Origin of the sequence: Parasphingorhabdus sp. (assembly GCF_039968395.1) — a bacterium.
In the GTDB taxonomy this organism is placed as follows: Bacteria; Pseudomonadota; Alphaproteobacteria; order Sphingomonadales; family Sphingomonadaceae; genus Parasphingorhabdus.
Window position 1 is genome coordinate 1,083,299 of the sequence record NZ_JBDVPV010000005.1, and the last position, 23,700, is coordinate 1,106,998.

Genomic DNA, 23,700 nt, shown 5'->3' on the forward strand with positions numbered 1-23,700 from the left:
CCGCGACCGCGTTACTGTAAGCTGGGGTTCGATCATCATAAAGATGGCGCAGGAGAATGATTTGACGGCCCCGAAAGAACGCTCTGTGACGGGCTCTGCAAACACTCAGGCGGTCGAGGATGTACCCGGCCGCAAATTTTATGGCTGGTACAATACCACCCTGCTTTTCCTGATATATTTTGCAGCTTCGGGCTTTGTCTACTTCGCCTACGCGGCGATTTTCCCTGCGATGGTGGAAACGATGGACTGGAACCGCGGATCAGCCTCTGTTGCGCACAGCTTGAGCTTCATCATGCTCGGCCTCTGCTATCCGCTGACCGCCTGGATGATCGGCAAATGGGGTGTTCGCAATACGCTGACTGCCGGTCTTCTGTTGATGTTAACTGGCCTGTTTCTTGTCATTTTTCTGGTAACCGAAGTCTGGCAATGGACGTTGATCTGGGGCTTTGTGATCGGCCTGTCTCTAGCTTTGACGGGCCCGATTTGCGGGCATACTCTGGCGATCAGCTGGTTCAACGTCCGCAGGGCAACCGTGCTGGGGATCGTCGTCACCGGCAGCGCCGCCGGCGGTTTTGTTGCCCAGCCGGTTCTGGCGGGCGTGATGGAAACGTTCGGAACGTGGCAATCGGGATGGATGACGAGTTTCGCAGTTCTTGTCATCGCTCTGGTGCTCGCCAGATTTCTGGTCAACGAGCCAAGTGATATCGGGCAATATCCGGACAATATTGATCCTGCGCAGGCGTGGTCCCCCAATGACAAAGCTCCCGCCAAGCCGCGAACCTATCGCAGCGCGCATCACTGGACCCTGCGCCAGGTATTCAGCTCGCGCACTGTATATCTTATGATGATCATCAACATCACCTATTTGGGAACGGGGACCTTTATCCTTACCCATGGCGCGCTTTACCTGTCGGATATTGGTGTTTCGGCGCTGCAGATTGGTTCGCTGCTGGGGATATTCATTCTGGGCAGCGGATCTGGACGCATCCCGGCGGGCTGGATCGGAGACCGGTTTGAACTGCGCTGGGTCATGGCGTTCATCATGGTCACCATGTTGTTCAGCTTCTTCCTGTTTGGGAGCATCACCAGCTTTCCGGGACTGGCTATTGCAGGTTTTGCATTCGGCGCCTGCTATGGGGGAATGTTTACACTGACCCCTGCCCTGACCAGCAATTTCTTTGGCGAAAAAAGCTTTGCAAAAATCAATTCGGTCTTTGCGCCATTGCTGCTCCCGTTTGTCGCCACCGTGCCTGCTGGAGCGGGCTATATTTTTGAAGCCACCGGCAATTACGATCTGGCGTTTCTGATCGGAACTGCGCTGCTTGGCGCATCGCTGGTTGCGGCCATATTGCTCACCCCGCCCGATTATGTTGAACCATCAGAAGTCTAGACATTTCCATCGCTGCTGAGCAGAGCCGCGATGGGCTTTGTCCCCTTGCGACCTGCGAGAATGATCATCAGGATCGTTGTGAACGGCACGGCGAGAATGGCGCCAGGGATGCCCCATAATGCACTCCACACAGAAAGAGCGACAAGAACCACCATCGGGCTGAGATTGACGGATCGGCTGAGCATCCTCGGCTCAACCAGGTTTCCAATAATGACTTGGGCACCGGCCATCAGTCCGGTGGCGATCAATGGTATGGTCAGTGAACCAAATTGCGCCACTGCGAACATGGCCGGAAAAGCGACGCCGACGATGGACCCGATATACGGAATATAATTGAGCAGGCCGATGATGATTGCCCAAAGGGCCGCATATTCTACGCCCATTACCACCAATATGACCCAACAAATGACGCCCAATATTACATTGATCAGCGTTTTGGTTGCCAGATAGCTACCGATATCATGGTTGATCCGCGCGATCATGTTGAGTGTATCCTTGGACTGGCTGTCACTGCCGAATGCCCGACGCACCTTGGCGGGAAAGCCGGTAATCTCGCTCAGCATGAAGGATGCATATAATATCGTAATGAACACGAAACCGCCAAAACTGGTCAGCGAGGACAGCACCGATTGCGCGATTGCGGCAATATCAATCTCGGTCAGCACGTTGTTGGCAAACTCGCTGACGGCCTTGACGACCGCTTCGCTTCCGCGATCAATCATCAGCGAGGGCGATGTCATCATTTCAGCCATTTCCGGTTGCGGACTATCCGGTTCGGCCGGTCCGGGGAACCAGGCCGCGAACAGACTTTCCAGATTGCCCTGATAGCGAGGCAATGAAGGTACCAACGTCTGCAAGCTGGCGACCAGCATCCGGGTCAGTGCAAATAGCAGCAGCAAAACGCCGAACAAAGCCAGCGTCGCGCGCAACCACATCGGCGTTCGCCCAAGACCGGGAATCCGCGCCACGGCTGCACTGGCTGCATAAAGGATTTGCAGCAATATAATGGCGGTCACGATCGGCAAGATGATATCTTTTCCGACGTAGAACAACCAGCCGATCATGATCGTTATGCCGACCGAAAAAAATATCGTGCTGACGCGGCCCTGCATCATAATTCTGTCCCCCATCCTTGCATCTGACGGAAACCGTTGAAACAGACTGATAAACACAAATAGGCATACTGTCATCACATCATCTGTTCGGGCGGAGACACAACGATCTTGACGTCGCGCACTCTTCTCGGCCAATAGCCGCTATGGCCGACGATATTTCTTCGATTCCCCAGGATCAACTGACCCGCAGAGGTCTGCTTTTTGTTCTTTCATCCCCTTCTGGCGCGGGCAAATCTACTCTGGCGCGCATGCTGCTTGAGGCGGACGATCAAATCGCCATGTCGGTGTCCGTGACGACGCGTCCGAAACGGCCTGGCGAAGAGGATGGCAAGGATTATCATTTCGTCGAGGGCGATGAATTCGAAGAAATGGTGGCCGATCAGGCCTTCCTGGAATATGCCACCGTTTTCGGCAACCGATATGCAACGCCAGCCGCCCCGGTGCAAAAGAGCCTCGAGGACGGGCGAGATGTCCTTTTTGATATCGACTGGCAGGGCACACAACAACTTTATCAGCGCGCTGGACAGGATGTCGTGCGTGTATTCATTCTCCCCCCATCCCTGGCCGAGCTTCGGGAGCGGCTGGAAAGTCGGGCTACCGACAGCAATGAAATTATCGATAGCCGCATGCAACGTGCAGCGGGAGAAATCAGCCATTGGGATGGTTATGACTACGTCTTGATCAACGACAATCTGGATCAGTGTTTTGAAAGAATTCAGACGATTTTAGCCACTGAACGCATGCGGCGTGCGCGTCAGACGGGATTGATCGGATTTGTCAGAGACTTGATGACCGGCTAGCGAAATTGCCAGATGATTGACTCGGTTAATCAGGATTGGACGAAACATATCGTCCGTCAAATACGTCGGACCACGTCTTTCCGCCATCGCTCGATGTTTCCCAATTCTGCCGCACACTGCCATCGTCATTTGGAGACCAGGTCACCCGGTTGATCGGCGTGCCAGGCACATAACCCGGCCAGTTGGCGTTACTCAGCACCATTTCACCAGCCGCATTCAATCCACCTTCAATATGTAGAGGCGTTCCATCCGCCCCCATCCAGGTCTGGTGCCAGACTTTGCGAGGGGCATCGTAAAAACTCAGGCTCATTCCTGTATAACCACCTCCGGTGCGATATTGTTCCAGCACAACACATCTTCCATGCTGCGCGGTAATACGGCTGGTTGCGGTCGGACTGGTATTTCCTGCTGCCGTAACTTCCCATTCGCCGATCCAGAAATCAAAGGCCCGATACTCGGCAGAAGAACAGGGTGCAGCATTCGGTGGCGGAGTGGATGTTGCCGGAGTCGCAGTCTGAGAAAAAGCGGGAGATGGAGATGTCAGCATCATCACGGCCGAAGCCGCCGCCAAATGCTTGCGGGTGAAGGAGCTGGCCCATGCGGCAGGCCGGATCGTCCCAAAACCTTGGCGAAACAACAACATCATCCATCCCCCTATACGAAACACGCATCGAGATTCCGGCACGGTTTAACAACCAGATCCCGATACGTGATCATTAAAATCATGCCTACGATGTCGCTTCCATCGGCGAACGTGAATTTCGATGAAAAACACCGGCGTTTCGATAAATGGCACTCGTTATCTCCCCTATTCGCTGACTGATCCGGTCCATGAGACCGTCGTGCCCTATCAAAAAGAGTGGCGTTGAAGGGATGGATTGCACCTGTTTTACTCGACTGCTGATCTTTTGGTCAGTTGAGTGTGCCGTAGCGTCATCTAGAATTGGCTTGAGAATAGGGGTGGATCAACCGCCCGATTTCAGGAGCGGCGTTTGCAAAAAACGCAGCTCACACATTGAGGGAGAGAAACAATGAACCTTTCATCACAGGGTAACGATTCGTTCAAAAGGCCATCGGCAATTCGAACTGGGCTGATGACATCCGCTGCATTGATTGGAGCATGCGGAGTATCAGCGCCAGCATTCGCTCAAGAGGCGGAAGACGCCGATGAGAGTAGAGTGATCGTTGTAACAGCTAGAGCTCAGGCTGAATCTCTTCAAGAAACGCCAGTCAATATTACGTCGGTCAGCAGAGCGACGCTCGATACATATCAAGTGAATGAGATCGCTGACGTCCAGGGTCGAATTCCAACTTTGAACGTTCAAATTGGTGGCTCGGGTGCTGGTGCCCAGATAAGTTTGCGCGGCCTGGGTTCAAGCAATATTTCCTCGGCATTTGATTCTGCGGTGGGTATCGATATTGATGGCGTTCAAGTCAGCACCCAACGTCTGTTGCAAACAGCGTTTTTCGATGTGGAGCAAATCGACGTTCTAAAAGGGCCGCAATCGCTTTACTTCGGGAAAAGCGCGTCCGCGGGTGTATTTTCTTTGCGTTCAGCCAATCCAACAGCGGATTGGGAAATCGGTGGTAAGGGATCTTACGAATTTGAAGAAGAAGGCTACACGTTCGGCGGATATATCTCTGGTCCCGTAAGTGATACATTAGGAATTCGTATCGCGGCGCAGTACCAAGATATCGAAAAATATGTTGAACTGGAACCGCAAGTTGCTGCGCGTGACAAGAATAAGGGCATATCAAACTTCATTGGACGGATAACCTTGCAATGGGATCCAACGGATAATTTCAATGCAAATTTGAAAGTAAACTACAATAAGCAAGATAGCGAAACAATCCTTGGTCATTCAGATTTAAGCTGCGCCAATGCAACTCCAAATCCTACCTCATCGGTTTTCGGTGGATCCTACGCATCCAGCCATAGCTGTAATTTTCAAGATGGACTCTACCCATTTGCCGATGGTGATGCGCGTTTAAATACCGTCCAAGCGGGAACCACCGGCGATGGTCGTGATCTTTCTCAGCCGTACAACGAAACTGACATTCTCTTTGCCCGTCTGGCCATGGATTTAGACCTAACTGAAACATTAAAACTGACATCAGTGTCAGGCTATGTCGACCTTTTCAATGAGTATAATGGCAATTTTACCTATACTGGAAACGTGAATGGAGTCCCGTCTGGCCTGATGGCACCGTTCCGGAACGAGTTGAAGCAATTCACTCAAGAGTTTCGTTTGATCAGTGATTTTGATGGCTCATTCAATTTCATGCTGGGTGCATTTTGGGAAGATCGCTCCGTACCATATGGCACGTCGCAAAATGCATTCGCCGCCGGGATTGCCGGTCCGTCGATTCCAGGTGGAGAAACCTTCGATTGGTACGCAGAACGGAATTCCAAGGCAGAAGCGTTGTCGTTCTTTGGTAGCGCGACTATAGACATTACGGATCAGCTCGAATTGTCTGGCGGTTTGCGTTGGACTGACGAGAGCAAATCCACGACAATTGCCTTCCCGTTTGTTCACAGCACGGTCACTGCGGTGTTTGGCTTTGTGTCTTCAGGATTTTTCGCCGGACCAGTCCGGTTTTCTGATAGCAATCTGTCCCCGGAAGTCTCCTTGAAGTATCAGCTGTCGGAAGATGTCAACATCTACGCAGCCTATAAGACAGGCTTTAAATCTGGCGGAGTAGATAACAACGCATTGCCATCAGGCGGTCTGTCAGCGCTGAACAGCCCTGATCCAGCAATAAACGGCCCGGCAGCAGATGCTTTACGGTTCGATTCTGAAACATCTCAGGGCGGTGAAATCGGTATAAAATCACAATTTGCTGATCGCACCATTACGCTCAATGCTGTGGCGTATCATTATGCGTTCGACAATCTGCAGGTGCAGGAATTTGATATCGCAATCTTTAACTTCCAAACGTTCAATGCGAGTAAAGTAACCACTCAGGGCATCGATATTGATTGGGTATGGCAGACGCCGGCTGAAGGACTGACATTGTCTGGTGCGGCCTCGTATCTCGACACCAAGTACAAGGAAGATATCGTTAGGCCTGATGGCACGATAGCGCTTGTGAACGGTCGCGCTACCGCTCGCGCGCCCAAATTCTCAGGCAATATCGCGTTCGATTGGAAAATGCCAATGAGTGATACACTGGAGTTTGGATTGAGCGGCAATGCCACTTACACCGACTCATATCTAACCAATCCAACTGACACTGTTTACACACAACCATCCTATGTAGCGTTTGACGGTTCCATTTCGGTCGGCGATCCTGATGGAAAATGGAAACTGTCATTAATTGGCCTAAACCTGACTGATGAAATCTGGACAAATACCAATGGCAATGCTCCATTCACCGGCGGTGACAGAACCCACACACAAAACCGCGGGCGTCAGATCTTTGTTGAGGCTGGTTTTAAGTTCTGATCAACCCTCCCGTTGATCATACTGAGCCGGGACAGCCCTGACTGCCCCGGCTTTTTCTGTTTGCGACAGTCTAAGCTTGCCCCGGGCAATGCGATTTGCTCATATCAAACCAGATTCGATATTTGGCAGCAGGAAACATAGAAATGACCAATCTTGTAATACGCGACGACAGGAACGGACTTGCGTTACTTACCCTGAACCGGCCGGATAAATTGAACTCATTGACGGTCGGCATGTTCCGTGAATTGCGCGTTCATATCGCCGAAATTGCAAAAAGCGCTGAAATTGGGTGTGTCATTTTACGGGGTGCCGGCAAGTGTTTCTCTGCAGGACATGATCTGGCAGATATTTCTAAGGGAGAAGAGGTCCCTTCGCGCGGCTGGCATAGCGAAACGTTGCGCCTGATGGAAAAACTTCCACAGCCGGTTGTCGCAGCGGTGCACGGACACTGCTATACCGGCGCTCTGGAAGTCGCCTTGGCTGCTGATTTTATAGTCGCATCGGATAATGCACGGTTCGGAGATACGCACGCAAAATGGGCGTTAACGCCAGTCTGGGGCATGAGCCAGCGCTTGCCAAGGCGGGTAGGTATTGCCACCGCTAAACGATTGATGTTCACGGCTGACATGATTGACGCGCAGGAAGCTGTTCGTATCGGGCTTGCAGAATATTCTGTCCCGCATGAAAATTTTGATGCAGAAATTGAATCTCTCGCCCAGAAAATTTTGACGAATTCCACTTTCTCACATGCGGCCAACAAGCGCCTGCTGGATGCCACAGACGCGAGTCCACTGGATGCAGGCCTGCAGTGGGAAGTCATGGAATCTGAAGGTGTCGGTCCGGACATGCAGGATCGCATCGCCGCCTTCGCGAAAAAAGGCAAATGAGGCGCAGTATCTGATGTCTGATCAATCCACATCCCGGCTCGAAAATGGCTTCCTGATCACCCTTGTCGTTCTGGTCTCGTTTGCCTTTGCCTACCTGATCGAGCCTTTTTTCGGGGCGGTGATATGGTCCGTTGTCATGGCGGTATTGTTTCTGCCGATTTACGATCGATTTGTTCGTTTAATGCGGGGCCGCACCAGCAGCGCTGCACTACTTACGCTGCTGCTGATCGTGTCACTCGTCATCATCCCCGCAATCGTATTGGGTATCGTGCTGCTCGGAGAGGCGTCCGACATTTATACGCGCATCCAAAGCGGCGAGATTGATTTCGGCCTGGCGTTTCGTGCGTTCGAAGGAACTCTGCCGCTCTGGGCACAGGAACAGATGGAAAACTATGGAATCGGGAATTTCAGCGCGGTTCGTGCCAAGGTTGAGGCGTTTATCGCAAGTAGTTTTGAATCCGTTATCGGGCAACTCATCAATATTGGGCAAAGCGCGTTTTCATTTTTCCTCGCCCTGGGCGTGATGCTGTATCTCACATTCTTCTTGCTTCGCGACGGAAGAACACTGGTCCAGCATGTCAATCGCGCAATCCCGCTGCCAGAAGCACAACGCCAGATCCTGTTTGAGAAATTTGTGACTGTGATCCAGGCCACGATAAAGGGAAGCCTGATCGTCGCGATCCTGCAGGGCGCTATCGGTGGCGCAATTTTCTGGTTGCTCGATATACGCGGAGCATTGTTGTGGGGGGTCTCGATGGGCATATTGTCCTTGCTTCCGGCAATCGGTACCGGACTCGTCTGGGTTCCTGTAGCAATTTACCTGATCGTAACCGGCGCGATCTGGCAGGGTGTGACGCTGGTTCTTTGCGGACTTTTCATAATTGGCATGGTGGACAATATTCTTCGACCGATACTAGTCGGTCGCGATACCCGCATTCCGGACTACATCATCCTCATTTCCACGTTTGGCGGCATTCAGCTGCTCGGTTTCAATGGGATCGTCATCGGCCCCCTACTGGCAGCCCTGTTTCTCGCATTGTGGAGTATTTTCGCTCAATCCCGAGGGGAGCGATCAATCAAACCCGCGCAATGATGACAAATCAAGGCGATGTGAACGCTGCTGTTTGACCTGTTCAAATATTGGTTCCCGGATTCGATTGCCGCCGCTCTGCCAAACCGCTAAGGTAACATCATGAATGCTTGCGAAAACTGTGTTGTTCGGAACCATGCGATTTGTTCGGTCCTCGATATGGACGAACTGAGCCTGTTCAGCAGGATAGGCCGGACCATCAGCTTGGAAAAGGGACAATCGCTGATCTGGGAAGGCGATCAGTCACTGATCGTTGCAAACATTGTTTCCGGACTATTCAAGCTGACGACATCGCTGGATGATGGCCGCGAGCAGATTATCGGCATTGCCTATCCGGCGGATTTCGTCGGTCGGCCGTTTGGAACCACCAACGAATATACCGTTACAGCCCTAACCGACGCGCGGCTGTGCGTGTTTTCCCGAACTGATTTTGATCGCTTTGCACCGGATCATCCGGAGATGGAACACAAGCTGCTGCAAAAGACACTTGATGAACTGGATCGCGCCCGACGGTGGATGCTTTTGCTTGGCCGAAAGTCCGCGCCCGAAAAGGTCGCAACCTTCCTGTTGGAAATGTCGCAAAAACTCGCTGGATCCGGTTGCGATACGGCAGACAAGCAACTCAACGAGTTTGAATTGCCATTTGGGCGGCAGCAAGTGGCTGATATTCTCGGACTCACAATTGAAACCGTCAGCCGTCAGTTGACACAGATGAAAAATTCAAACCTGATCGACCTTCCGGACCGGCGTCATGTGAATATATTGGAGCCTGAACGGCTCGCGCAGATCTCGTCTGCACAAACGGCCGTATAGACATATTCAACTCCGGTTACGGACCGTATAGATCCCCAAATGATCAGTGCCCCATGAGCAACGGAAAGCGGCTTTTGTGCAATAGTTCGCGGGTCACTCCCCCCATCAATGTTTCGCGCAACCGGGAATGGCCATAAGCTCCCATCACGATCGCACTGGCTTCGATTTCGGCAGCAAATTCCTCAATGACTTCAGAAGCCTTGCGTTTCCTTGCGTTGATCTGATGGAGATTTGAAGCAATGCCATATCGCGAAAGATAGGTCGATGCATCAAGCGGAGGCAGTTCCCTGCCCTCATCAATGGTAACAATATGGACATCCGATGCCAGTTTCAGGGCCGGCAACGCAAACCGGATCGCCCGGGCAGCTTCCTTGGATCCGTTCCAGGCAATTGCGATCGGTTTTGTGGAATCGAAAGAGTTGCTCTCGGCGGGAACGATCATCGTGGCAGCGTGCGCGTGAACGGCAACATCGCCTGCAATCGGAAGGGGATCGTTATCCTTTGCCCCTTTTCCGGCCTGTTGACTGACGATCAACAGATCCGCCAGTCCGCTCTGTTCGATTAGCAAGGAAGCCGGATCGCCAAGACCGACCTGCCAGCTCCAGGGCACGTCCTCTGATTTCAGCTGCGCTTCCACCTTTTCGCGATGTGCTCGTTCAAGATCCTGCATTTCCGTAAAATTGATGTCAGCGACAAAATGACCTGCCATCGGAGCATATGTCATAGGCGCGATCTGGATGGATGGTTGCATACAGGTCAGATGCGCTTCGTGCGCCCTTGCAAGATCAAGTGCAACCTGCAGACGCGATTTCAGGCCGCTGTCATCGCCAATGTGTAGCAAGATCGTTTTCATGGTAGTCTCCTCTTTAACTGCCGGTTATTTTGATCGAGTCCCCTCCGCGTTGCATTGATCTGGAACAAATTTACTCAGCCAGCCTCTCAAGCTGCTTCTTGCGCCCCGCGAACGAGCTGCCCAGGGCGTGCATCCGTGCCCTTATCGAACAGACGAATAACTTCACCGGATACGATTGTCGCGTCATATCCGCTCGCCCGCTGGTGCAGGCGCCGCCCGCCAGCAGGCAAATCCCGAACGATTTCAGGTAGATGCAAAGTCAGGGCATCGAGGTTGATCACGTTGACATCGGCCTTGGCCCCAATCTTCAATACGCCGCGATCATGCAAGCCTACGGTACGGGCCGGTTTCTGGCTGAGCATGTGGATCGCGTCAGGCAGATCGATTGTCTTGTCTTGTTTGCCCTTCACCCAGTGGGTCAACAGAAACGTGGAAAAGCTGGCATCGCAAATGGCGCCATAATGTGCACCACCGTCACCCAAAGCAGGAATGCAGTTAGGATGGCTGAGCATTTCATGCACGGAATCGAGACTGTTATTCTCGTAATTACCCAGCGCACCCAGCAATAATCCTTTGCCATCGGTATCAAGAAAGCGGTCATAGGCGATATCTTGCGGCGTGCATCCACGTGCAGCGGCCAAAGCTTCCAGGCTCTGTTCAGCAGGCGGGGCGTAGTTTGGCGGATCGTCGAGCGGGTATAGCCAGCGCCAGTTCCGGCCGAGCTCGTTAAACGGGTGACCGGGATCAGGTTCTTCGGAAATCAGCGCCGCTCGCAAATCCGGGTCGCGCATCGCGGCGACCTTTTCAGATACTGGCAAATGCGCAATTTTCTGCCAGCTGGGGCACATGATAAAAGGATGGACGGATAGCTCCAGTCCTTCAATAATCCCGATCGGACGCGGCATGACCTGTCCTGTCACGGCGGCGCTTTCGGGATTCGTTGCATTGGATTGCTCCATCATCGTCAACACGTTGCGCCAGCGCGGCGGCGCATCATTTCCGCTCGCCAGCGTGAAGGTTGCCGGGCGACCGGTTTCCGCGACGACGGTTTCGATGATCGGATATTCCTTGTCGAAGCCGACAAAGGCATCCAGCACGATCTGAAATGTACCCCCACCGGCATCCGTCATACCGCCGCAGATCGCCGTGAGTTCTTCGACATCGGTCTCGAATGTCGGGATGCTTCCGCCATCGGCCGTTTTGTGAATACTGAGCCGTGATGTTGCAAAGCCAATCGCGCCAGCTTCTATCGCCTCTTTCGACAAGGCCCGCATCTTCGCCAGATCGTCGGCATTGGCCGGTTCGCGGTTGGCACCGCGTTCACCCATGGCATACACGCGCAGCGGGGAATGGGGGAGATATACTGCAACATCAATGTCGCGCTTTCCCTTGTCCAGAACGTCGAGATATTGAGGGAATGTCTCCCAGTTCCATGGCAAACCTTCGGCCATGACGACACCGGGAATATCCTCGACGCCTTCCATTACGTTGATTAGCATATCATGATCATTCTGACGGCAAGGCGCAAAGCCGACTCCGCAATTGCCCATCACTGCAGTTGTCACGCCATGAGAAGAGGATGGCGCCATTTCTTCGGACCATACGGCTTGACCGTCATAATGCGTATGCACATCGACAAAGCCCGGTGTGACGATGCGGTCCTCGGCATCAATCGTTTGCGTGGCCGTTCCGGTCACGTTGCCGATCGCCGCAATCCGGCCATCCTTGATTGCAAGATCCCCCGCAACCGGCTCATTCCCGGTTCCATCCACGATCAAACCGCCACGAATTAGCACATCAAAATCAGTCATGATTCACACTCTCTCTTGCTGTCAGCCGGATTTCACATCACGAAACGGCATATTGCGATCTACTTCCATTTCCCGCGGCATGCCCAATATCCGCTCGGATATGATATTGCGCTGAATCTGGTCGCTGCCTCCTCCAATGCTGTTCATATAGGCTTTGGCAGAATCGAAATTCATATCCGAAGAGTCGGTAAATTCTTCACCATCCAGCAAGCTCGCGGTGCCCAGAATTTCGGCCGCTACTTTCGCTTCGCCATGCTGGATACGGGACATGGCCAGCTTGCCCAGCGACATGAGCGAGGACGAGCCATTGGCCAATATCTCCGCTTTGGCGCGCTGCATGTTGAGAGCATTGAGCTGACGATAGGCCACTGCCTGTGCGATTTTCTGACGCAAGACCGGATCGTCCAGCTTGCCATGGCGTTTGGCCAGTTCGACCAGCGGCGGCAGCTTGCTTTTTTCCTTGCCTTGTCGCTCGGTGGCGCCCTCGCCCATGATCAGCCGTTCATAGGCCAATGCGGTTTGCAGGACTTTCCAGCCGCCGTTTAGTTCACCCACAATGAAGCGCGCAGGCACACGCGCTTCGGTGATAAAAATCTCGTTAAACTCAGACTCGCCAGTGATCTGGTTGATGGGACGGATTTCGACGCCAGCTTGTTTCATTGGAAATATAAAGAAGCTGATCCCGCCATGTTTGGGGACATCCCAGTCTGTGCGGGCCAAAAGCATGCCATAAGTTGCTTCGTTGGCATTCGAGGTCCAGACCTTTTGGCCGGAAATTACATATTCTCCGCCGTCTGGGCCCGCTTGCCATTCCGCCTTTGTACGAACACCAGCGAGGTCGGATCCCGCATTCGGTTCGGAATAGAGCAGGCAGCTGAAACTGCCGGTCAACATGTCGCGCAGCAGTTCTGTTTTCAGCTCCGGACTACCGAGCCGATAGACGGTGACAGCCCCCAGATTATAGCGATCCTGTGATCGTCCGATCACCTTTCGCTTTCTGAATATCCTGTCGATGGTCCGTGCTTGAGCGGAATTCAGCCCGCGTCCATACCATTCCGGAGACCATGTCGGCACAGCATAGCCGGCATCCAGCAATTTCTCCAGCCAGGGTTTGGGATCTGACTTGTCCATCCCTTTTCCGCACCGTTTTTCGTCATCCCAGTGCGTATCAAGCCAGGCATTGACCTCGGTGGCGAGATCCAATTCGGATTCCCGTACATTGTTTTCCATTACGCTGCCTCCAACTGAGCAAGATATTGCTCGCGATGGTGATCGGAAGATCCAAAGAGCCAAAGCCCGGTCCTCGCGCGGCGCCAGTACAGATGTGCAGGATGTTCCCATGTATAGGCGATACCGCCATGCATTTGAATCGCTTCTGCTGAGACATCTCGATAGGCGTCGGCACAAGCAAAGCCGGCAAGATTGATTAGCGCCTGTGCATCTTCGGCTTCCGTGGCGATCGCCCGTGCGGCATGTTGCGCGGCCGAAGTCGCAGATTCCACTTCAACCAGCATGTCCGCCGCCATGTGTTTAAGTGACTGATAGCTGCCGATCTGACGACCAAATTGATGACGCGTGCGCAGATAGTCCATGGTGATCTCGAATATGCGCTTCACACCGCCCGCATGTTCACCCGCCAGCGCGACCCGAGCCAGGTCCAGCGCGGTGCTGTAGGATTGTGCATCGATACCCGGCAGATGTCGAGCCGATACATCGGAAAAGTCGATTTTGGACAATCGTAAAGTGGGGTCATTGGCTTTGAGACGGGAGATGGTCAGGGCGGATTGCGAAGGGTCAACGAGAAATGCTGCTAAACCGCTATCGGTCCGCGCAAAAACCAGCAACGTGTCTGCTCCGGCTGCATGTACAATGTAGGAAGCCGTCCCGCTGAGAGTCCAGTCCTCGCCGTTTTTCGATGCGCTGACTGCGATATCGTCCGCTGTCCACAGACCGCGTTCTCCCGTTGCCACCACGGCAAAAATCTTGTCCCCAGAGCAGATCGCACCGAGCAATTCCTCTTTCAAGGCTGCGTCAGATACATCAGAAAGCAATCGCGCGGCCCACACGGAAGTAGAAATAAACGGACTACATAACAGATGCTTGCCGGCTTCTTCCATCAAGCTTTCCAGCAATATGGCATCGCCGCCAATACCGCCATGCTTGGGATCAATGATGAGGCCAAGCAAACCCATATCCGACATCAGTCGCCACAGATCATGATCATAGCCATCTTCCATAACCATGGCATTGCGGACATGATCTTCATCACTATGCTCCGCCAGCAGCCGGGCAAAGCTGTCTCGCATGGCCGCCCGCTCTTCGGTCGAAATTATGGACACAAACACCTCTCCAAGCCTTGTCTACTATTTGGCATCCTCTCAGAATGCGCAGAAATTATCGCATCAAACCGGCAAAAAACAACCTGTCAATAAAGAGGCTTCAGGCACGCAAAGCTGCATAAGTAGCGTCGATCAAGCTCTGACCCCGGTCGTTGAGCAAAAGGCCCGCACCCATTTTGTTCATCGTGTAACTGAAGGCCAGATCATGGTCCGGATCGGCAAAACCAATAGAACCACCAGCCCCCACATGTCCGAAAGCGGCTTCACCCAGCACAGCCGACATCTGATCGCCGCCAGGATAGGCGCGGTTATCCATCGATTTCATAAATCCGGACGCAAATCGCGTCGGCGCCAGCAAGGTCGCATCAATCTGGGTCGCTGTTGACACCTTGCCCATCTCCGCCAGTCGTGCCGCCGAGACCAGCGTCACACCATTGATGCTACCGCCATTGGCCAGTGGTTCGTACATGGCAACCTGACCGCGCGCATTGGCAATCCCGCCTGCCCCACCGATTTCCGCCTTGTGGGCTTCCGGATCGTTGGGCGTCCATCCACCATTGTTGAGAAAGGACAATGCCTGGATCGACTGCGGTTCGGTGAGCAGTTTTTTGGTGAAGGGAGACAGTTCCATTTTGGGATCGGGCACAAAAGGAATTATGGGTGCAATCGGCTGGGAAAAATCATCGGGTATTCCGATCCAGAATTCGGCGCTCAAAAGTGACGCTACTTCATCACGGAAAAATGTGCCCAACGACTTTCCTGAAACACGCCGAACCAGTTCGCCGACCGTCCAGCCAAAATTGACCATGTGATAGCCATTGCGCGTGCCGGGTTCCCAAAACGCCTCTTCATCTTCCATGCGCTGGATCATGTAATCCCAATCGAGAAACCCGCCAGGTCGGATGGGCTCCCGCTGCGCCGGAATGGCGCTTTCATGGTTGAGCATCATCTGGACCGTCGTCAGTTCCTTGCCGTTTTTGGCAAATTCCGGCCAATATTCTGAAACCGGAGCGTGTAACTTCAGCAACCCGCAATCGACCAGGATATGGGCGCATAAAGCAGTGGCGGCCTTGGTACAGGAAAAAACGATCGAAACCGTATCGCGTTCCCATGGTGTTTCTGTGGCTGGATCGGCCGTACCACCCCATAGATCAACCACCGTTTCACCGCCGACACTCACACAAACCGATGCGCCCACCTCTCCGCGCTCTGCAAAATTTTTCGCAAATTCTTGTTCGACTGCCGCAAATTTGCCGGCAGCCTTGCCATTGATATTATGGCTCATATGGGGTCACTCCAAATCTGATTATTGCAAGGGTTCACTGTTTGCTAGCCTTGCGGAATATTCTGGTTGAATCGCTCATCCCGTGCGCAGACGTCATAGTCTTTCTGGATCATGTGGTGGCGGTGGTCGATAAAGGGTTTCATTTCGGGATGTGTGAATATGTAGAAGCGATCTGCTTCCACGCATTCCGCAACATAATCCCCGACAATGTTTGCGCTGATCCCGCCTTCAACGACGGCCTTGATTTCCTGAAAACGAGGATCTGCCATGGCTTCTTCCTCGCTCTGATCCATGGCCGGCCGGCCAAGACTGCTTTTGTGGATATCAGTACTCACCCAGGCCGGGCAAAGGACGCTGATACCGATGTTGCTTTCTGCCAGCTCTGCCTGCAGGCTTTCCGAATAGCCTACCACAGCAAACTTGGTTGCATGATAGGGCGCCATGGTCGGTGATGCGACATGCCCCGCCATCGACGCCACATTGACGATATGCCCACCCTCTCCGTGGCTCTTGATCAGGGGCAGGAACGCCTCGATGCCATGAACAACGCCCATCAGGTTAATCCCGACTATCCAGTTCCAGTCCTTCAGGCTCGTCGCACCCGACTCTCCGCCAAGGGCGACGCCTGCATTGTTCACGATGATATGGACAGAACCAAAGGCAGCGATCGTAGCATCTGCGGCGGCCTGAACTTCATTTGGTTTTGACACATCGCAGACGATAGATTCTACCGTCGCCCCGGCATCACGGAGGCTCTTTTTCGCAGTTTCAAGCTGAGACTCATTAATGTCTGCGAGCATCAATCTGGCTCCACGTTGCGCCAGGCTTCGAGCCATGGCAAAGCCAAGGCCCGATGCGCCGCCTGTTACGAATGCGGTCTTTCCGGCGATATCTGTCATAGGTGTTTCTTTCTGTTTTAAAATTGTCAGCGGCTGCAGGAAACACAGCCACCAGGTGGGGTTCAGAGTTCCGGAACAGAGCTAGTCATTATCGTTCAGTCTATCAATCGGCTTCAAGTTCTCGATCATTCCAGGATTGGAATTTCGCAATTATCCGTTTTTTGCCGCGATGCTCCAACAGCGCCAACGCCGGGATCAGCAACTGCAAGATTACCGCCCCGAACAACACACCGAACCCGAGGCTGGCGGACATGGGTATCAGAAACTGGGCCTGAATGCTGGTTTCAAAGGTGATCGGTGCAACACCGAGAAATGTTGTCAGGGAAGTGAGCATGATCGGGCGGAAACGAGATTTTGCCCCTGACAATATGGCTTCCTCGATCGGCATCCCATTGCGCAGATTTTCGTTGATAAAATCGATCATCACCAGCGAACCGTTCACAATGACACCTGACAGGGCGACAATACCGAAAATGCTCAGGACAACCAGTTGCAGCCCGAGCAGCATATGCCCGATCAGCGCACCGATAATGCCAAAAGGAATAACCGCCATGATGATAAGCGGCTGGACGTAGGATTTAAATGGAATTGCCAGCAAAGCATATATCGCAAGCAGTGACAGAAGCATGGCCGTACCAAGACTTCCGAACGATTCTGCCTGTTCTTCCTGCTCGCCGCCGAAGCTGTATAGCAGTTGAGGGTAATTGGCTTGCAACTGGGGCATGATATCGCGATCTAGCGCGTCGGCAATTTCCTGACCGGTTATGACATCACTATCAATATCCGCAGTCACGGTGGTGACACGCCGACCATCCGTCCTCCGAATAACCGAGGGCGCCTCGCCAAAGGAGACATCCGCCAGTGTGGCCAGCGGAACTTCGCCGCCGGGCACGCGAACACGAAATCTTTCGACGTCAGAGATTGAATTGCGTTCTTCTTTCGGCAAACGAATATACACTCTGACATCCTCACGTCCGCGCTGCACCCGCAACGCCTCGCTACCGAAAAAAGCTGCCCGGACCTGCAAGGCGACGTCTTGCAAGGTAACGCCCAACGTCCGTGCTTCCGGCTTCAAACGAAGCTGAATTTCCTGCAATCCCGCATCCTGATCGGATTGAATGTCAAAAATGCCGTTGAAGCGTTTGAGCTCTTCCATCAATTGCGCGGATACTTCGTCAACGACTGCGGGATCAGGATCCGACAACTGAACACTGACCGGAGCTCCCACAGACACAATATCAGATGCAAACACCAGAGATCGGACTTCTGGCAAAGGACCTACGGTTTCGCGCCACAAATTCTCGAAATCCTTCGCGGCAAGATCCCGATCATCACCAGGCTCAAAGCTAAACTGCACATTCGCAACACTCGAGGAAAGCTGGCCTCCGGTTTGCTGAGGGCCTCCGTCAATTGCGGTCCGTCCGACAATAGTAGAAATCCCGCGCAACGGAGACGGCTCTTCATGATCCTGACCGGCTTCGAATTTTTTCAGCGCCTCGCGCCCGCCAATTTCGACTAATTCCGCAATTCTGGCAGTATCCTCAATCGTGGTGCCTGCAGGCATTTCGAGATTGGCAGTAACCACGTCGCCTTCAACAGAAGGGAAGAAACCCACCTTGATTACGCCTGCCGGAATAAACGATGCGAACAATATCAACAGCGCTATTGACGCAGCCACAATCACATATGGCATTTTCAGCGAAAAGTTCAGCGCACGGTCCAGCGGACCGTCGACAAATGCCTGATAATATGTATCGACCTTCTTCTGCAGCCTTTCAAAAAATCGGGTTACCGGGTTTCGGGTTGGTGTTCCGGGTGCCGGCAAATGGCTGAGATGATTTGGCAGGATCAAAAGGCTTTCAATCAAAGACAATATCAGAACGCACAGCACCACCAACGGAATATCGGCAATCAGCTTCCCGATCACACCGCCGACCGTTAAAATCGGCGAGAATGCAGCCAGTGTAGTGAGCACGGCAAAAATGACCGGTACAGTTACCCGCCTCGCGCCTCTCACTGATGCACCAAGGCCGGTCCGCCCCCCTTCCCTTTGCGCATAGATATTTTCACCAACCACAATGGCATCATCCACCACAAGACCCAGCGCTAGAATGAAACCAAAAAGAGAGAACATATTGATGCTCGATCCCGCAATATCCAGCAACGCAATCGCCCCGATAAACGTCACGCCAATGCCGACCGCGGTCCATGCTGCCAAGCGGATGTCCAGAAACAGGGTCAGTGCCAGCAGAACAAGGACCAGTCCGATCGCTGCGTTCTTCATCAGCAGGCTCAACCGGTCTTGCAGTAGCTCGGCGTCATCGGACCAGATGGCATAGGAAACGCCCTCTGGCAGCGATGGCGCAAAATTCGTCGTCAGATAATCCTTCACCGCAGCGGCAACATCCAGAACGCGCTCGTCACTGGTTCGGAAAACTTCGACAAACGCCACTGGCTGACCGTTATAAATCGAAATCAGGTCCGACTCCTGAAATCCATCCTTTATGGTGGCAACCTGACCGAGCCTGATGAGAGTTCCATCGGTATTGCTGACCAGCACGATGTCTTCGAAATTTTGCTGATTGTAATTCTGCCCGATGGTGCGGACGCGGACTTCTTCGGTAGAAGTATCAATGGAACCGGCTGGACTGTCGAGACTATTGGCTGCGACAGCACGCGAAACGTCATTCAGTGAAATCCCCAATGATTGCAACGTACTCTGTGGTACTTCTATGGAGACTTCATAGTCTCGAATCGAGCTGGTATCGACGAATGAAACCTCGTCCAACGCCGCCAGAGAATCCTCCAGCCCATAAGCGACTTCTTTCAACGCCGATTCCGAAACATCGCCGAAAATAGCTATCCGCATGACTGTTTGTCGGGTCGTCAGTTCCCGAACGTCGGGCTCTTCGGCGTCGTCCGGAAAGGTTTGAATCTGATCAATTTCGGCTTTGATATCGTCCAGTGCGCGATCGATATCCACACCATATTCCAACTGCACCGAAACGGTTCCGGACCCCTCGGTGGCATTCGCCTTGATCTTCTTTATACCTTCGACAGCCTGTACGGACTCTTCGATTTTCTGGACGATGGATTCTTCGACCTCGTCCGGCGTCGCGCCCGGATACACGACCTGTACCTGTACGGTATCAAGGCTGTTTTCCGCGAAGACTTCCTGAACAATCGTGCGGAAGGAGAAAATCCCAGCCACCAAAATGAAAATCATCAACAGATTCGCCGAAACCCCGTTTCGCGCCATGAATGCAACAAATCCTCGCTGCTCCATAACTTCCCTGCTGGGCTGTTCGGGGATTCGGGTCATGAGGCGCTATTGGCCTTTTTCCTGGGTTTGTTTGCCTTCGGTTTTTCAATTTCCGGCTTTGTCAGTGCTGGCTTTTCGGCCCGTGCCTCGGCGACCCGGACCTTTTGCCCCTCAGTAGCCGCTTTCAAACTGCCAATGATCACAACAGATTTCGCATCTAGACCATCGCTGGCGATAAGAGCCTGTGTGTCGGTGCGCTGCAAAAGTTCCACCGAAACTATCCGCAAACGACCATCCTTGACCAGCCAGATCGTGTTCCCCCGCCGCAATGCGGCGAGCGGCAGGACCGCGTATTGATCCAGCTCCTTGCCATTCATTTCGGCATCAACAAAACTGCCGACAAAGAGTGGAGGTGCAGCGGATGCCGTATTCCCGTTCCCTTTCGTCCCCTGTTCCGCAGCCGGAGCCCCGCCCCTCAACGGATTGGGGATACGCAGAAAGATATCGATCGTGCGGGTTTGTGGATTGAGGACGCTGCTCGCACGATCCACAAATGCCTGCCAGCGATATCGTGTACCGCCATATTCCGAATAGACCGAAGCCTCGATCCGCCGACCGGAGTCACGTTTCCAAAGAGCGGGGATAAGGGCTGCATCTTTTTCTGATAGGGGAATGACAGCCTCCAGTTCGGAGGTTCCCACCATCGAGCCTAGCGATTGTCCTGGCGCCACGTAACTGCCAAGCGCGACCTGCTCTGATCGTACAACCCCGGAAAAAGGAGCCCGAACAACGGTACGTTTCAAAGAGATCTGTGCGTTGGACAACTGGGCTTGCGCGCGCCGGAGTCCGGCTCGGGCGGACTGCAATTGCGGCTCTCTTGTCGCGAGGCCGTTCGGAATTCTCGCCACGGGCTTCTTTTCCGAAACGGCAGTTTTCAGCTGTTCCGGGGGCAATATCCGCGCTGCATAATCGCTATCATCGACACTCGCCAGGGCACTATTTTCACTGCCCCGTTTTTCAAAGCGCTCCAGTTCTGCCTTGGCAAGTGCCACTTCCTCTCGTGCTTGCAACAAGGCAACGTTCTGGGCCGCGACATCGGCTTGAGCAGTTTGCACTGCATTGCGGTAATCAGCCGTATCTATTCGGAACAGCGTCGTTCCTCGCGTCACGGTTTGCCCTTCCCGCAAGCGCGGGTTCACGTAAACAAGCTTGCCGGCGACCTCTGCGGCCAGCGTAACTTCTTCCCGTGCCCGGACCGTGCCAGATCCACTGACCAACAGATTGCCCGACCGAATCTCGACCGGCGTAACCTGAACCAGCGGAATCAGTTCTTCTGACGGTTTGCCCTCCGGATCGGTTTGAAAATAAATCAGCAGAGCTGCGACTATTATTGCTCCCAGCACAATCAGACCACCTATAACGCTCTGTCGGTGCATCTAGTCTTCTCCCTGATTTACTGGACGGACTTCGGTGTTCTGAAGTTCCAAATCCCAGTTTCCGCCCAAAGCGCGATGAATCGCCAGACGGGACAAGGCAACATCCTTGCCGGCGGATGAAAGCGACGACTGGACCTGAAATTTGGCCCTCAACGCGTCCAGATACTCAACGTAGCTGCCGACACCGTTTGAAAACCTGCGGGATTGCAACTCAGCGGTGGCTTCTGCCTCCCCGAGCTGGGAGAATAGAAAGCGATACCGCTGACGTTCTTCTTCATATCTCTCCATCGCAACGCCAACTTCCTGATAAGCTGTTAGAACAGTACGCGCATAAATTGCTGTTTGCTGGGCATATTGAGCATCGGCAATAGCAATGTTGGCGCGAATACGCCCGCCCTGAAAAATCGGTGCAGTCAAACTGGCCCCGAGGCTCAATACCCAATTATCAAATATGTCGAACACGCCAGATACATTCGCAGCCTGGGTGCCGGTATTTGCCGAAAGCCCAAGCGATGGAAAACGCTCTGCCTTGCGGGCGCCAAGCCTAAAACGTGCTGCCTCCAGACGTTGCCCTGCGGCAGAAACGTCAGGGCGCTGGGCCAGCAAGTCGATTGGCAAACCTGATGGAATATCCGCAAATATCAGTTGCGGTGCCATTTCAGCTTTCAGAAAAACATCCATGTTGCTGGAATAGCGTCCGACCAGAACCGCGAGTTGCCCCTCGATTGCTGCCAACTGGCTTTCCCTTTGGGGCAGGCTCGCCTGAACATTTCGAAAGTCCTGACGGACCTGATAAAGTTCGAAGGATGTAACCAGTCCGCGCTGATACCGGTTTTCCGTTTGCTCTACCCGATCCCCTAGCACATCAATGGTCTTGGCGGTCAAAGCAATCTGATGTCGCGCATCGACGATGTCAAAATAGCTGGTAATGGTTTCCGCAAGAACGGCAAGCCGTGCTGCTTGCATATCTCCAGCAGCAGCAAAAGCATCCGAACGTCCGGCTCGAGCCTCGTTTCGCAATTTGCCCCAGATATCCAGTTCATAAGAAAACCCGAGTCCGGAAGAATAGGTTTCGGTCTCGAGTCTTTGAGCGCCGGCTCCTCCGAATCCGCCAAAGGCTGTACCAGACAAGGGAGAATCAGAATAATTGCTACCCAGGTTGGCATTAATCTGGGGGAACAAACCGCTTTTGGACAATCTCGCTTGCGCCTCCGCGGCACGCAAACGTGCACGTGCTTCGGCAAGATCGAGGTTTTTATCCAAAGCCGCTTCAAGCAAACTGTTCAGCACAGGATCCTGAAATGCCCTCCACCATCCAGCGGATTCATATGCGCCATCTGCTCCGGATTTGTTGAATTTCGCGGGGATTTCAGCAGCGATTTCAGGCGCAGCGGATGGCGGAGCCAAGCTGACACAACCGCTGGTCATCGCTGAAAGCAAAGCGAGAGACATCAGTGATGGGAAAAACCGGTCTACCAAAATATGATCCGTATTGATCCGGCCAGGAAAATACCAAGCAGTTGCAAAATGCCATTGAAAAAAATGAACGTCAACGTTTTATTTGAACGCGATCGTTCATTTTGCTAGAAACGAACTTCACAAAGGGGTCTGGCCGTGACCAACACAAAAGAAATTCATCCGCAACCGATTACCAAACGCCGTGCAAGCCAACGGAAAATCGATGAAATTCTGGTCGCTGCGCGATCGGAATTTTTCACCAATGGATTCTCTGCATCGACAATCGAAGCCATCGCTGCTCGGGCCGAAGTGTCAAAAGTAACAATCTATAGCTGGTTCAAGGATAAGGATAACCTGTTCGCCGAAGTCGTGCGCGCGGAATGCAACCACATGCGCCAAAACTTTATCGTGGAAAACCTTGAGGACCGAAGTCTGCGCGAGATATTACTGACCGCCGGGGTTGGGATGCTCGAATTTCTGATGCGTGACGAGATGGTAAGGTTCGAGCGCATGTTGGCTGCAGAAGTTAATCGCGATCCCAAAATTGGCGAGCATTTCCTCAACAACGGACCGCGCACGTTGTTGACTGCTCTCACCCGGTTGCTCACCGTTGCGATTGAGAACGGCGATATAAAAAGCGATGACGCAACGGCGTCGGCAGAAATGTTCGCCGGACTGGTCATGGGCCGCATGGATCTGTTTATGCGCTATGGCAAAAAGATCAACATGACGGCAGAAGATCGGGAAAAACGCGCAAAGCGCGCGGTCGATGCCTGGATGCTCATTCATCGAAACTAGGCAGGCTCGGTTCGTCTC

General features: G+C 53.2%; 18 protein-coding genes. 7 read left to right on the plus strand and 11 right to left on the minus strand.

Annotated elements, in window-relative coordinates; translation table 11 throughout:
* Positions 1-61: 61 nt before the first annotated feature.
* Complete coding sequence (locus tag ABJI30_RS15945; protein ID WP_348017674.1) at positions 62-1,390, plus strand: MFS transporter; 1,329 nt, start codon at positions 62-64, stop codon at positions 1,388-1,390.
* Here ABJI30_RS15945 and ABJI30_RS15950 read toward each other — a convergent pair.
* Positions 1,387-2,505 carry an AI-2E family transporter gene (locus ABJI30_RS15950; RefSeq protein ID WP_348017675.1) on the minus strand — a complete coding sequence of 373 codons (1,119 nt, stop codon included), beginning with the start codon at positions 2,503-2,505 and terminating at the stop codon, positions 1,387-1,389. The two genes, ABJI30_RS15945 and ABJI30_RS15950, sit on opposite strands and share 4 nt — an antisense overlap.
* A 143-nt stretch (positions 2,506-2,648) precedes the next feature.
* Here ABJI30_RS15950 and gmk point away from each other — a divergent pair, with 143 nt between their 5' ends.
* Entirely contained in the window at positions 2,649-3,305 is a 657-nt protein-coding gene (gmk, locus tag ABJI30_RS15955) for a guanylate kinase (protein WP_348017676.1), read from the plus strand.
* Between the two features lie 25 nt (positions 3,306-3,330).
* Here the strand turns inward: gmk and ABJI30_RS15960 are convergent, their stop codons facing one another.
* Complete coding sequence (locus ABJI30_RS15960) at positions 3,331-3,951, minus strand: hypothetical protein (protein WP_348017677.1); 621 nt, start codon at positions 3,949-3,951, stop codon at positions 3,331-3,333.
* A 385-nt stretch (positions 3,952-4,336) separates the two neighbouring features.
* Between ABJI30_RS15960 and ABJI30_RS15965 the strand changes: the two genes are divergently transcribed.
* The 4 genes from ABJI30_RS15965 (at position 4,337) to ABJI30_RS15980 (ending at position 9,541) form a co-directional block, all read left to right on the plus strand.
* Complete coding sequence (locus ABJI30_RS15965) at positions 4,337-6,751, plus strand: TonB-dependent receptor (protein ID WP_348017678.1); 2,415 nt, start codon at positions 4,337-4,339, stop codon at positions 6,749-6,751.
* A gap of 143 nt (positions 6,752-6,894) precedes the next feature.
* A complete protein-coding gene (locus ABJI30_RS15970) occupies positions 6,895-7,638 on the plus strand; it encodes an enoyl-CoA hydratase/isomerase family protein (RefSeq protein ID WP_348017679.1) in 744 nt (247 codons plus the stop codon).
* Between the two features lie 13 nt (positions 7,639-7,651).
* The gene (locus ABJI30_RS15975) at positions 7,652-8,731 is read left to right on the plus strand and encodes an AI-2E family transporter (RefSeq protein WP_348017680.1); all 1,080 of its coding nucleotides are present in this window, start codon (positions 7,652-7,654) and stop codon (positions 8,729-8,731) included.
* 156 nt (positions 8,732-8,887) lie between these two features.
* Positions 8,888-9,541 (plus strand): helix-turn-helix domain-containing protein, encoded by a 654-nt coding sequence (locus ABJI30_RS15980; RefSeq protein WP_348017681.1) that lies wholly within the window; start codon positions 8,888-8,890, stop codon positions 9,539-9,541.
* 43 nt (positions 9,542-9,584) lie between these two features.
* Here ABJI30_RS15980 and ABJI30_RS15985 read toward each other — a convergent pair whose 3' ends face one another.
* From ABJI30_RS15985 to ABJI30_RS16025, 9 genes are all read right to left on the minus strand, one after another.
* Positions 9,585-10,394, minus strand: coding sequence for a universal stress protein (locus ABJI30_RS15985; protein WP_348017682.1), 810 nt, complete (start codon positions 10,392-10,394; stop codon positions 9,585-9,587).
* A gap of 86 nt (positions 10,395-10,480) precedes the next feature.
* Entirely contained in the window at positions 10,481-12,205 is a 1,725-nt protein-coding gene (locus ABJI30_RS15990; RefSeq protein WP_348017683.1) for an amidohydrolase family protein, read from the minus strand.
* A 21-nt stretch (positions 12,206-12,226) separates the two neighbouring features.
* A complete protein-coding gene (locus ABJI30_RS15995; RefSeq protein ID WP_348017684.1) occupies positions 12,227-13,435 on the minus strand; it encodes an acyl-CoA dehydrogenase family protein in 1,209 nt (402 codons plus the stop codon).
* Positions 13,435-14,544: an acyl-CoA dehydrogenase family protein gene (locus tag ABJI30_RS16000; RefSeq protein WP_348017685.1), complete on the minus strand. Its 1,110-nt coding sequence runs from the start codon at positions 14,542-14,544 to the stop codon at positions 13,435-13,437. The genes ABJI30_RS15995 and ABJI30_RS16000 overlap by 1 nt, the downstream gene beginning before the upstream one ends.
* Positions 14,545-14,644: 100 nt before the next feature.
* A complete protein-coding gene (locus ABJI30_RS16005) occupies positions 14,645-15,829 on the minus strand; it encodes a serine hydrolase domain-containing protein (RefSeq protein ID WP_348017686.1) in 1,185 nt (394 codons plus the stop codon).
* Between the two features lie 44 nt (positions 15,830-15,873).
* Positions 15,874-16,728, minus strand: coding sequence for an SDR family NAD(P)-dependent oxidoreductase (locus tag ABJI30_RS16010; RefSeq protein ID WP_348017687.1), 855 nt, complete (start codon positions 16,726-16,728; stop codon positions 15,874-15,876).
* Positions 16,729-16,831: 103 nt separating this feature from the next.
* Positions 16,832-20,050, minus strand: a complete 3,219-nt coding sequence (locus ABJI30_RS16015; RefSeq protein ID WP_348017688.1) for an efflux RND transporter permease subunit — start codon at positions 20,048-20,050, stop codon at positions 16,832-16,834.
* Entirely contained in the window at positions 20,047-21,426 is a 1,380-nt protein-coding gene (locus tag ABJI30_RS16020) for an HlyD family efflux transporter periplasmic adaptor subunit (RefSeq protein ID WP_348017689.1), read from the minus strand. The genes ABJI30_RS16015 and ABJI30_RS16020 overlap by 4 nt, the downstream gene beginning before the upstream one ends.
* A complete protein-coding gene (locus ABJI30_RS16025) occupies positions 21,427-22,905 on the minus strand; it encodes a TolC family protein (protein ID WP_348025462.1) in 1,479 nt (492 codons plus the stop codon). It lies immediately after the preceding gene.
* A 135-nt stretch (positions 22,906-23,040) separates the two neighbouring features.
* Between ABJI30_RS16025 and ABJI30_RS16030 the strand changes: the two genes are divergently transcribed.
* Positions 23,041-23,682, plus strand: a complete 642-nt coding sequence (locus ABJI30_RS16030) for a TetR/AcrR family transcriptional regulator (RefSeq protein ID WP_348017691.1) — start codon at positions 23,041-23,043, stop codon at positions 23,680-23,682.
* Positions 23,683-23,700: the final 18 nt, after the last annotated feature.

Bases quoted from the DNA above. Each gene is read 5' to 3' on its own strand.
- ABJI30_RS16010 (WP_348017687.1), bottom strand. From the start codon at position 16,728: ATGACAGATATCGCCGGAAAGACCGCATTCGTAACAGGCGGCGCATCG.
- ABJI30_RS15985 (WP_348017682.1), bottom strand. From the start codon at position 10,394: ATGAAAACGATCTTGCTACACATTGGCGATGACAGCGGCCTGAAATCG.
- ABJI30_RS15965 (WP_348017678.1), top strand. From the start codon at position 4,337: ATGAACCTTTCATCACAGGGTAACGATTCGTTCAAAAGGCCATCGGCA.
- ABJI30_RS15975 (WP_348017680.1), top strand. From the start codon at position 7,652: ATGTCTGATCAATCCACATCCCGGCTCGAAAATGGCTTCCTGATCACC.
- ABJI30_RS16005 (WP_348017686.1), bottom strand. From the start codon at position 15,829: ATGAGCCATAATATCAATGGCAAGGCTGCCGGCAAATTTGCGGCAGTC.
- ABJI30_RS15980 (WP_348017681.1), top strand. From the start codon at position 8,888: ATGGACGAACTGAGCCTGTTCAGCAGGATAGGCCGGACCATCAGCTTG.
- ABJI30_RS15970 (WP_348017679.1), top strand. From the start codon at position 6,895: ATGACCAATCTTGTAATACGCGACGACAGGAACGGACTTGCGTTACTT.
- ABJI30_RS16015 (WP_348017688.1), bottom strand. From the start codon at position 20,050: ATGACCCGAATCCCCGAACAGCCCAGCAGGGAAGTTATGGAGCAGCGA.
- ABJI30_RS15960 (WP_348017677.1), bottom strand. From the start codon at position 3,951: ATGATGTTGTTGTTTCGCCAAGGTTTTGGGACGATCCGGCCTGCCGCA.
- ABJI30_RS15990 (WP_348017683.1), bottom strand. From the start codon at position 12,205: ATGACTGATTTTGATGTGCTAATTCGTGGCGGTTTGATCGTGGATGGA.
- gmk (WP_348017676.1), top strand. From the start codon at position 2,649: ATGGCCGACGATATTTCTTCGATTCCCCAGGATCAACTGACCCGCAGA.
- ABJI30_RS16020 (WP_348017689.1), bottom strand. From the start codon at position 21,426: ATGCACCGACAGAGCGTTATAGGTGGTCTGATTGTGCTGGGAGCAATA.
- ABJI30_RS15950 (WP_348017675.1), bottom strand. From the start codon at position 2,505: ATGATGCAGGGCCGCGTCAGCACGATATTTTTTTCGGTCGGCATAACG.
- ABJI30_RS15995 (WP_348017684.1), bottom strand. From the start codon at position 13,435: ATGGAAAACAATGTACGGGAATCCGAATTGGATCTCGCCACCGAGGTC.